Source organism: Sporocytophaga sp. (assembly GCF_017745095.1).
Taxonomy (GTDB): domain Bacteria; phylum Bacteroidota; class Bacteroidia; order Cytophagales; family Cytophagaceae; genus Sporocytophaga.
The window spans coordinates 624947-634713 of record NZ_JAGHZZ010000001.1; the positions used below are offsets into that span (position 1 = coordinate 624947).

Here is a 9767-nt window from a genome sequence, read left to right on the forward strand (position 1 = left end):
GATCATATGAAACGTTTGTTGGAAAGGTTGCTGTTCATTTGTTTGTTGTTATCTTTTTATAATGTAGAAGCACAGATAAGTGTCAATGCAGATCAGTCCGTGACAAATTTGATGATTGATAATAAATACTCAAAAGCTTCGGCTTTTGAGTATTTTCTTAATAATAGCCATAATTCAAATCTCGAATATTCCATATCTAACTGGCTTGATGATAAAAGGGCTGCTGTTGTGCTCACTTTTGATGATTGGTCTCCCGGCCATCCTGCTATTGTGATTCCAGAATTGAAGAAAAGAAAAATCAATGCGACTTTTTTTATTACCAATGTTTTGGGTACCCCTGATTGGAACATAGTCAAAAATGCCTGTGATGATGGAAATGAAATTGCCAACCATACTAAAAGCCATCTGGATCTTACAAAATTGTCAGGAGATCAGAAGAAGAATGAGATCAAAGACAGTAAAAACAATTTTGGGGAAAAACTTAAAGGAGGCAAGATATTAACTTTTGCCTATCCTTTTGGAAGATATGATCAAGTGGTGATTGATTCGGTTCGCAATAGTGGCCACATTGCAGCCAGAGGAGTTCAGCTGTCGTCAGGAAATTATACTTATAACTTTGCTCCTACCGAAGATGATTATTACAGAATTCTTACCTATGGGATGAATAGTACTATTACTATTGCTCAATTCAATTCCCAAATTGAGAACATTATTAAAGGAGGAGGTTTGCTTACTTATTTATATCATAGTATTTATAACAATACAGTAATTGATAATTCATATGCCCAAATTCATCAGAATGATTTAGCTATGCAACTAGATACTTTGTTGTCAAGAAAGAATGACGTCTGGATTTGTACCTTTGCTCAGGCAATTCAATATCACAGAGAGAAAAAGACGGCTATTCTTACAGAAGTTTCCAAACCATTTGCTGGAGGGAATATATGGAAGGTGAATCTTTCAGATGAGCTCAATGATAACCTGTATTTTCAGGCACTTACTGTTAAGGTGAAGGTGCCAGATAAGATAAATAAAATAAGCAGCATTTATCAGAATGGCAAAAAGTTAAGTTTCAATATTTCATCAGGTTATCTTATGTTTAATGCTATTCCTGATGGAGGGGAGATAATTATCAATATATTATAAAAAGCGGCCTAAAAATAAATCATTCTTCTGAGAATGGTTATTTGGACCTTCTTTCCAATAAACCTTAATCCAAATTTCCAACGTTCTGACTTTTTAACATTTTGTTTTTATCGTAATATATTTTTGCCAAGTTTTTTTCTCGTACGATTTGATTTACAGACGATAAGTTTCATTAAAGATATTTTTTTTTATTTTTTTTATTTAATACCTGTAACAACAGCTAATTGTCTGCGCCTACCTATTGACATAATTTAATACTTGTCGGTTCGATTTCAATTTCGCATTTGAAAGTCATCAGTAATCTGTTTTTGTCTATTTATAACTATAGTAATTATGATAATTGAGTTCCTAAAACGCAATGCCATTGTGTTGGCATTGACATTTGTTCTTTTTGCTGGTACTAATGCTTTTTGGTATTGGCAATTCCATAAAAACAAAGTAAGATATGTTCGCACTGGTGTCATACTTGAACAATACAAAGGAATGGTAGAGGCCAACAAGCAATTTGAGACTGATTGGAAGAGAGCTCTTGCAAATGCGGATACGCTAAAAGCTAGATATGAATCAGTAAAAGATAATCCCAAAAATTTCAAAAGTGAAAAGGAGTACGATTATCAGTTAGCCCAACATGAAGCCGAGCTTGCACAGTATCGCCAGAATGCAGATGCTCAGCTTCAGCAGAGGAAACAAGAATTGACCAGCGAGGTGGTAGGGAACATCAATACTTTTATTAAAGACTACTCAGCTGACCAAAGATATCCTATAGTGCTAGGTGCCACTAATGATGGGAATATTCTATATGGAGAAGATGAAGAAGATATTACAGATGATTTACTTAAAGAACTTAATCTTCAGTATGAAAATAACTCTACTAAGAAATAACAGCCTTGTGTTCTTTTTTTGTATGGTAATGCTGTTATCCTGCACCTCGTATTCTATTGAAGAATATGTGAACCATGTAAATGAAAACGAGGTCTATGTTAAGAAGCAAGAGGCAGGTGATTTTACGCTGACATGTCAATTTCGTCCGGCAGAATATCTGGCATGTGCAGAATTAAGGCAAATGAAAAAATATAACCGTCAGCAGTTTGAGTCGGTGAAGATGGCATTCGAAAATGCTCTTTATTTTTCATTACGGATAAGCAGAAATGATTCGGCAAATGTGCTGTTGCATAATGTTGCTAATCAGCAAGAGTATGGCTTAAGGCTTAATTATCTTTCAAACTTTATGGGCGAGCATTTTTATTTGATAACATCTTCAGGCGCTAAAGTAATACCTATGGTTTATGAGTACCAGAGAAGTTATGGAAATTCCCCTGATGCTTGTTTTATTTTTTCTTTTCCATCCTCAGCTGTAGAGAATGAAAGAGAAAGCATTCAGCTAGTTTATGATGATAAGCTTTTTGATATACCGGAGGAGGTCCGGTGGAATTTTTCCATACGTGATATTACCGGCAAACAACCTAAGATCAAATTTCCATCCTGATAACATATATGAAAAGTACTATACTTAAATCCATTGCAGTTTTCCTTGCCATCCATATTCTAATTGTGGCCATCAATCCTGTTGAGTTATATGCGGCACTCACCAATGGACCTACACAGCCGGAGGTTTATGCGCATCAGCCGGTTGATGCTACAGACAATGTTAGTTTGCTTACAGGAGCATTTAATTATACTATTCCCATTACATCTATACCTGAATATCCAATGGCAATAGGTTATTCTTCTGGTATGGGCATGGATGAAGAGGCTTCCAGTTTTGGTTTTGGATTTAGTGGATTTTCAGGTGCTATAGCAAGAAATATGGTTGGCTTACCTGATGATATCGGCAATGCCAATCGTGTATTTAATGCTTCCAATCAAAATCACTGGTCAGCCTCAGGAGAAGTTGAGATTTCTGCTGGATTAACTGTGCCAGGAATGCCTGTAGGCGTTGGTGCCTCCGCCTCAGTAATGGGAGGTTATGATAATTATAAAGGGGCGTTTGCAGCTTTTGGTTTCGGTCTTGGTGTAAGTGCCAAAATTGGAAAACAAATAGGAATAGGCGGAGGAGTGAGTCTTAATTCTGACAGCAGATACGGTGCTTCTGCTGGATATAGTGTGGGTATTACAGGCCTTAACATTGCTAAAAGCGGGGATCCTGTTCATGCATTAGGATTTTCTGTTGCTGGAAATTTCGGATCTTCCAAATTACATGCCCAGGCAAGTGCTTTTGATACACCTGTGCTGGACAATGACGGAGGCGGATTATATGGCTCAATTGCAGGATCGTCAATGAGTATGTTTGCTCCGACAACATCTGTTCTTCCTTTTACCAACCAATTAGGTGTTTCCGTAAGTGTACCAATACCTGTTTCGACGGCTGTTACGCTTACAATTACTGGAACATATAATAAGACTGAAGCCGGAAATCAGGTATTAAACAAGAATGTATATGGTTATATGTACATGAATACTTATGACAGGGCCAACAAAAGTCATATGGCTGATATGACTATAGGAGATGAGAATGCTTATGATGATCAGAAACGGTCGAATCCATCTTATATGCAAAAGGATTATTTCAGTGTGAATTGCCAGGGATTGTCCGGTAACATGCAGCTGATGCAAAATGAATATGCAGTAGTTTCTAGGAATTATCACAGAGCTCAATACAGAGATGTGGGGTTGATGGGACTTTCAACAAAAAGATATGAAACATATCCATGGCACGATGTAAGAAAGGCTGTCGTGAACAAAGAAGCAGATATCCTGAAAATGCTTAAGAATGGAAAAACTGACGGAGAAAACGATTTCGACAATCAGGTATTCACTGAAGAGACTGTGGTGGATATGAACGATGCCACTCGAAGGTATAGTACAAAGCCTGTTCTCAAATTCAGAGGTGATCTTGCAGGTAGCTTCAATTATGCATCTAATGCTTATAATGATTTTGAGCCGATGCAGCACGAAATGGCGCTGGCCGATGGTGGTTCCGACAAGACTTTTTTCCTTGGGTTTGAAAGTGGAATGCCTATGTATGAAGTAAAAGTCCGTGCAACAAATGGTGGGAATTTTAATCCTAATGCAAATAAAACCAATCATAGGAGGTCTGCTAAAATTGATTATTATACAGTGGCAGATGTGGCTGGTGCAGTCAATAACTATAGTTCTCTTTCTGGAATGAACAAGAAAAAACTGGAAGAAAGTTTTTACAATCATTTTGTTTCTTCGAAGATGGATGCTTCTACTTTGAAGGCTGCACCCGACAGTTTAAAAGAGGATATTCAAAGTGGAGTTAATTACAATATCAGTTCATTTAATATAATTGATAACCTCAACAGTAGAAGATCGAACGGTAGTTATTATGATAATCTTATAGCAGATATAAGAGTTAGGAAAACAGATGGAATGACCTATATTTTCAATCTTCCAGCTTTTGCAAAAACTTCCAAATCAATGGTTCTGCAAGGCAAGGGAATAGTTGCACCGGTTTCAGATGGAGGAGATTATCGCTCATTTACAGGTGTCGACAGAGGAAAGGTAAAAGTTGAGGATCAGTTTGAGTATCCTTACGCATGGCTTCTTACTGCAATTGTTGGTTCAGATTATATTGATTTCGATGATATTCCTGGGCCAAGCGATGGCGATCTTGGTTATTGGGTTAAGTTTAAATACATAAAGGCTGCTGATAGCTATCGTTGGAGAAATCCATTCAATGGTCTTACTCATATTCCGGGGGCCTTGCATGTAAATGATGATGATGTTTATTCTGTAAGTCATGGTACTAAAGAGATTTATTATCTAGAAAAGGTTGAGTCTACTAATTATGTGGCGGCATATACTTACCACAAGCGTTTAGATGGTTATGAAGCTGGTGGTACTGATTATTTTAACGGAAATGCCAATAATATGATTACTAACGCTCCTGAGGCTCTTACTGCCAATAATCTTGGTAATGATGCTTTATTCGCAGTGACCAATATAAATCTTTACAAAAAGCATACAGAATCTCAACACAGTGGAAGACCAAGAATAGTGAAGTCTACAAAGTTCAGATATGACTATTCAACCAGTTCCGATGTACCTAATAATATTGGAAAGTATGAGGAAGGCAAAAATGCTGTGGTGCCTTACCTTTATTCAGGGTCGCCTGTGGGGACCGGAAAATTAACACTGAGACAGGTTCAGCATTTTGCTTATAATGGCGCTGACGATACAAAACCAGTAGCTTTGCCAAGCTATCAGATGCAATATGCATGGGAAGATCCTTCTATCGGGGATGCGGCAAATCCAAAGTTTAACAATAAGCTTGAAGACACATGGAATAACTATTATAAGTCATCTGGAAAGCAAGGATTGGCGAATACTTCAATTACATATTATCAGAACTATACGGAGATTTCAAAGATAAAAGCGGACTCAAATGCTAAGGTCTTTACATTACGTAAGATCATGCTTCCTGGCGGTGGTTCTATGAAAGTAGATTTTGAGGCAGGAGGATATAGTTACGTTCAGGATAAGAAGGCCTATGTAATGAGAAGGATAAAGAGTATAACTGATAATGGTGGCGGCTCAGTTACAATGCAAGTAGATATCACAGATTTGAACGAAGCAGGAGTTAATTTGTCTTCTATACTGGCAACCGGGAATTCTTTGTATGGAGAAATTGCCTTTTACAGAACACCTATTAGTAAGAGTGAATCTAAAATGTTTATAAGTTCCGGAGATGGGACTGTAACCACATTTGGGACTGTATCTGCTCAAGACAATGAAGGTAGGGTTTATCAATCAATAACTCTATCGGGAAGTAATGGTATGACTCCTTTTGTAAAAGGCTGCAAAATTTATATGGTTGCCGAATCAGATGAAGGCCGAGCTTATAAGGAATCTGGAGGATGCGGAAATATTGATGCACTTACTGCGAGATATGCTTCTCTCGACAAGGCTAGTCCTTTGGATGCCGTTAGGACAGCAGTAATGAATATCAAGGAAATGTTTAAAAAAATGGATGAAGAAGATTTGGGGAATTGCGTCGGAGGTTTATGCAATACAATCTATCCGCACCTATCTTTTCTGAGAACTCCAGTGTTCAAAGAAAAGTATACAGGAGCAAGGGTTAAAACAGTTACATTCAATGATGAATTCAGCTATAGCTCAAATACAGATGTAGAGGATGGAAAGAACAAACATGTAACTCGCTACTATTATGACAGTAATGGAGATGGTACAGGTGAATCGCAAGGAGTAGCTACAATTGAGCCTGGCGGAGGAGCTGCAGCTGTAATCGATTTCAATAAGATCAAAGCTGCTGGATTTTTCCCATCTCCTACAATTATGTATGACAAAACGACGATGGAAACCGGTTATCAGGTTATTGCTTCCACATCTTCGAAAGAAAAGGACGTTATATCCAGAAGAAAAGGAAAGACTGAATATCATTTTTATACGCCCAAAGATAATGGACTAAGCTGTCTTTATGATCACAAGGAAGCTCAAGGGAATCCTTATGTAACAGCAAACGGAAAGTTTTTCATGTTCGGTATTTTGTCCTGGTTGAAGATTCCATTTTCAGTATTGGGCAAAAAATATACTCTTAAAATACCTATTCCTCTTCCAGTCACAGTGAAATGGCAGCGAAATGATTCTTATAATGCCTCTTCACATTCCTATTTAGATTATTCAGATATCTATGGAAAGCCACAAAAAGAAGTAGATTTCGGAGCTGACGGGAAAGTAAAAGCAACAAGAGAATTTGTCTATTTCGATAAGACAGAAGCGGTGCCTGTGGTAGCAGAGGCCACTGGAGCAAATGATCCTTATAGTTCTATAACATCCTCTCGTCCTGGCCGGATAGATCAGGTGTGGTCAGAATCCTACTACACAAAGTCCGGAGATATAAATCTTGTTCCATGGTTCTTATACCTGGGAGCAAATACGAACAGGGATTTCAATTGTGTAACGGTTAAGCATACCTATCTCCCTCCAGTAATGAAACAAGTAAAGACAACGACTTCTGAAGGATTGGTTACAGAAATGAATTTTACTGCCTTCGATTATATGACGGGAGAGCCTGTAGAGGTTCAGACGAAGGATTCATATAAAAATACCCGGATAAGTAGAATGGTGCCGGCATACTGGAAATATCAGGAAATGGGACCTGCTGATCTTGAAAACCTCGGATATAATAATGCTCCTTCAAAGCATAACAGGCTGTCGGATGTTACCGGTAACTATGTTTATCTAAATACAATAAGCAATAGTAATCTTCTAAGTGCAGACATCAAAGAATGGTCTAATAGTCAGTTTTCTTTTACAGATGGCTTAGTTGCTAATAGTATGTTTGCCATTGATCCAACCAATAGTAATAATATATTATACAAGTATAGCTATGATACGCTAAGCGGAACTGATATGGAGGCAATATATAACGCTAATGGAAAAACTAGGTCGGGAGCCAGAGCGCAGGTTGCATCTAAGTTTAATAAAACCACATTTGCTGCTGGTAGCTTTATAAGTGGTATACAGAGTACTTTTAAACCTATTCGTGCCTACATATACGAAGCAGACAAAAATCCAGCTTTGGGAACATTTACCATCGGAACCGGATTTAACTATGCTCCAGGTGCTACACAGGATGCTGCCTGGAAGCTTATGGGAACTTCTACACTTTTTGATATTGAAGGAGATGTGGCAGAATCTAAAAGTGTTCTTAATAAGTATGCTTCAACTTTAATTGGTTATAATTTTAGTCGGGGAATTGCAGAAGTGGTGAATGGATGCTGGAAGACTTCTGTATATGAAGGTGGAGAGAATATTTATTCAATAGCCGGAAGCACTGTTCAAAAATTAGATGCAGTAAATGTTTCGCTGCGTGACGCCACAATAGCCTCATCAGATAACTGTTCTGTCAATGACAATGTGACAATGAATTATCAGGATTTTATGAAGACTCCTGTTGATAAAGGGGGAGCAATAGCTCTTAATTTGAATGTCAGCAGCACTTATGCGATTAAGGCTAACATGACAAGTGTAAAAGCGGTCCTGAAGAATGGTACGAAACAAACATCCAGAACTTTAAACTTCTATCTTGATGAGTCAAAGAACGTTCATTGCATTACTAACAGAGGAGAAGTGTTTAAAGGATTCTTCGTTCATAAACTACTAGCAGATGGAGGTATTCCTTATAAATTTCAGCTTCTCTTCAACAGGAATTATGTGACTTTCACTGCTGCAGATATAGTGGACCGCACAGGGGTGACTTCAACATGCAACACAGTCTTTTATCCTTCATCTTGTTCGGTCACGCCAACAAAGACATTTTCGCTTCCTTTGAGTGTTTGTGCTGAGGAAACGCATACAGGTCAAAATGCATTTCTTCTTCCTGCAGGAGGTTCCGGAACAGTATTCAATATCCAGAAAAGCCAGGTGCCTGTCACTGAGTTTAACAGGAAGTATACGGCAATGGTATGGATACATAATTCAAGTCCTGATCAATCATTTCTGCAAGCCAATTTCTATACAGGAAGTGTTCTTTCTTATACTCGTAATAGTAATAGCTTGTCTACTCCTTATGTGACAGCAGGTAATTGGAGGCTTGTAAGACTTGATTTGGATGTTCCTACAAGTTCAGTTGACAGGATAGAAATTCTGGTAAAAAACAATTCACAGGGAGGAAATGTGCTCTATGATGATTTCAGAGTCGCTCCATTTAATTCTTCTATGTCAGCAAACGTCTATGACCCAAGATTTGACAGATTAACGTCTTCTCTTGAAGATAACCATCTCGCCACCTGGTATAAATATGATTCTTTCGGAAGGGTAGTTGAAGTGAAGAAAGAACTAGACAACGTTGGAGCCGTGACTGTAAAAAAATACCTCTATAATTTTCAGAAGAAAAACTAACGCTATATGAATAAATTAATCATTCTGGGATTTTACATCTCTTTTTCTATCCTCGGATTATATAAAGCATCTGCACAGCAGCAACAGGATGCCCACAAGATTGTAGACAAGGCACTGAATAAGATTGGTACTGGAAGGTTTGCCATTTATTTTGAAGCGTTGGGATATGGACTTAAAAAGCCACAGGAGATCTTTTCTTTACCTGCGTACAAAGTTTACAAAGGAGGATACTTTTATAATGATGATAAGCGCTTTGAGCTGAGCACCGGAATCTTTAAAGGAGTTAGCGACGGAAATCTTATGGTTTTTATAAATGAAGAGGAAAAGAGTATGGTAATAGATTCTGTCAGAAATACAATTCCTACTGATGAACAGCCCACAATGGATATGTTTATGCGTGTTGCGCCTGATATCGCATCAGATATTTCATTTGTTCATGATGGAAAAGAAATGGTAAAAGGAATAGAATGTTACCGGATTAAAACAAGTTCTTCAAAGGATCAAACGATTGTAAGTTATTACTATATCAGTGTCAAAGATAATAAGCTGATTATGATGGCGGATTACCATGATCAGAAATATGATGTTTACTGGATAAGAAAAATCACTTCACCTCCTGTTTCATATAATTATGAAGTAAATATACCAAAGAAGGAGGTGAGCAGCCTTTATGGATATGAAGTGTTTGATATGAGGTTTATGGTGAGTGAAGTCAGAAGATAATATAGATATAC

General features: G+C 37.7%; 5 protein-coding genes. All 5 read left to right on the forward strand.

The window, feature by feature from the left end; genetic code table 11:
* The first annotated feature begins 6 nt into the window (after positions 1 to 6).
* The 5 genes from J7604_RS02580 to J7604_RS02600 all read left to right on the forward strand — a co-directional run bounded on the left by J7604_RS02580 (position 7) and on the right by J7604_RS02600 (position 9756).
* Entirely contained in the window at positions 7 to 1146 is a 1140-nt protein-coding gene (locus J7604_RS02580; protein ID WP_293890556.1) for a polysaccharide deacetylase family protein, read from the forward strand.
* 333 nt (positions 1147 to 1479) lie between these two features.
* Positions 1480 to 2028 carry an OmpH family outer membrane protein gene (locus tag J7604_RS02585; RefSeq protein ID WP_293890558.1) on the forward strand — a complete coding sequence of 183 codons (549 nt, stop codon included), beginning with the start codon at positions 1480 to 1482 and terminating at the stop codon, positions 2026 to 2028.
* Positions 2003 to 2632 (forward strand): hypothetical protein, encoded by a 630-nt coding sequence (locus J7604_RS02590; protein WP_293890560.1) that lies wholly within the window; start codon positions 2003 to 2005, stop codon positions 2630 to 2632. Before J7604_RS02585 ends, J7604_RS02590 begins: the two co-directional genes overlap by 26 nt.
* A gap of 8 nt (positions 2633 to 2640) precedes the next feature.
* The gene (locus tag J7604_RS02595; RefSeq protein WP_293890562.1) at positions 2641 to 9033 is read left to right on the forward strand and encodes a hypothetical protein; all 6393 of its coding nucleotides are present in this window, start codon (positions 2641 to 2643) and stop codon (positions 9031 to 9033) included.
* Positions 9034 to 9039: 6 nt separating this feature from the next.
* Entirely contained in the window at positions 9040 to 9756 is a 717-nt protein-coding gene (locus tag J7604_RS02600) for a hypothetical protein (RefSeq protein ID WP_293890564.1), read from the forward strand.
* Positions 9757 to 9767: the final 11 nt, after the last annotated feature.

Coding starts and splice junctions, on each gene's coding strand:
- J7604_RS02600 (WP_293890564.1), top strand. CDS start 9,040: ATGAATAAATTAATCATTCTGGGATTTTACATCTCTTTTTCTATCCTC.
- J7604_RS02590 (WP_293890560.1), top strand. CDS start 2,003: ATGAAAATAACTCTACTAAGAAATAACAGCCTTGTGTTCTTTTTTTGT.
- J7604_RS02580 (WP_293890556.1), top strand. CDS start 7: ATGAAACGTTTGTTGGAAAGGTTGCTGTTCATTTGTTTGTTGTTATCT.
- J7604_RS02595 (WP_293890562.1), top strand. CDS start 2,641: ATGAAAAGTACTATACTTAAATCCATTGCAGTTTTCCTTGCCATCCAT.
- J7604_RS02585 (WP_293890558.1), top strand. CDS start 1,480: ATGATAATTGAGTTCCTAAAACGCAATGCCATTGTGTTGGCATTGACA.